At 63.3% G+C, this 1,691-nt stretch carries 1 protein-coding gene; it reads right to left on the bottom strand.

All coding sequences use genetic code 11. The features are described 5' to 3' along the window. The coding region (gene ftsH, locus AWB70_RS38055) for an ATP-dependent zinc metalloprotease FtsH (protein WP_060854264.1) at positions 1-1,691 on the bottom strand (1,691 nt) is incomplete at both ends.

Below are 1,691 nucleotides of genomic sequence, written 5' to 3' on the forward strand. Positions count from 1 at the left end.
CTGCTGCCACCCGAAGGCGTATCGCCCGACGGCGGCGGCATGTTCTTCGGCGGACGCGGCGGACGATCCGCCATGATGTCGCTGATCTGGTCTGCATCGATGGTTTCCCATTCGAGCAGCGCCTTGGTCATGGCCTCGACCTTGTCGCGGCTGTCTTCCAGCAGCTTGCGGGCGAGCGCGTATTGCTCGTCGAGAATGCGGCGGATTTCCGCATCGACCTTCTGCTGCGTGGCTTCGGACACCGACTTCGCGCCCATCTTGCCGAACATGCCGTTCTCTTCGGTATCGACGTAGACCATCGTGCCGAGGACATCGGACATGCCGTAGCGCGTCACCATGTCCCGCGCCATCTTGGTAGCGCGCTCGAAGTCGTTCGAAGCGCCGGTCGACATCGAGTTCAGGAACACTTCTTCCGCTGCACGGCCGCCGAACAGGATGGCGATTTCCTCCAGCATCTTGTCGCGATAGAGGTTCACGCGATCATGCTCCGGCAATTGCCAGGTGACGCCCAACGCCCAGCCGCGCGGCATGATCGTGACCTTGTGCACCGGATCGGCATGCGGGAGCAGCTTCGCCACCACCGCGTGGCCCGACTCGTGGTAAGCCGTGTTGCGGCGTTCTTCCTCGCGCATGACAGCCGACTTGCGCTCCGGACCCATGAAGATCTTGTCCTTCGCGTCCTCGAAATCCTGCATTTCAACGATGCGCTTGCCGCGACGCGCCGCGAACAACGCCGCCTCGTTGACGAGGTTCGCGAGATCCGCACCGGAGAAACCCGGCGTGCCGCGCGCGATGACCGATGCATCCACGTCGTTCGCGATCGGCACCTTGCGCAGGTGCACCTTCATGATGTGCTCGCGGCCGCGGATATCCGGCAGACCGACGTACACCTGACGGTCGAAACGGCCGGGGCGCAGCAGCGCCTTGTCCAACACGTCCGAACGGTTCGTTGCGGCGATCACGATGACGCCCGAGTTCGCCTCGAAGCCGTCCATCTCGACGAGCATCTGGTTCAGCGTCTGCTCGCGCTCGTCGTTGCCGCCGCCCATGCCCGCGCCGCGATGACGGCCGACCGCGTCGATTTCGTCGATGAACACGATACACGGCGCGTGCTTCTTCGCCTGCTCGAACATGTCGCGAACACGCGCCGCGCCCACGCCGACGAACATTTCCACGAAGTCCGAACCCGAAATGCTGAAGAACGGCACTTTCGCTTCACCGGCGATGGCGCGCGCCAGCAGCGTCTTACCGGTACCCGGAGGGCCGACCAGCAGCACCCCGCGCGGAATTCGCCCGCCGAGCTTCTGGAACTTCTGCGGATCGCGCAGGAAGTCGACCAGTTCGGACACTTCTTCCTTGGCTTCGTCGCAGCCCGCGACGTCGGTGAAATTGATTGCGTTGTTGTTTTCGTCGATCAGGCGCGCGCGCGACTTCCCGAACGAGAACGCCCCGCCTTTGCCGCCCCCCTGCATCTGCCTCATCATGTAGAACCAGAAGCCAATGATCAGGATGGCCGGGCCGAGGTAGTACAGCGCGGAGACGAGTGCGTTCGGTTCATCGTCAGCCTTGCCGCTGACCTGAACGCCGTATTTCATCAGATCGCCGACCATCCAGATGTCGCCGGGCGACACGATCTGGTATTTCTGGCCGTCGTTCGGAGTGACCGTGAGATTGCGGCCCTGAACGGTGAC

Source organism: Caballeronia cordobensis (genome assembly GCF_001544575.2).
GTDB lineage: Bacteria > Pseudomonadota > Gammaproteobacteria > Burkholderiales > Burkholderiaceae > Caballeronia > Caballeronia cordobensis.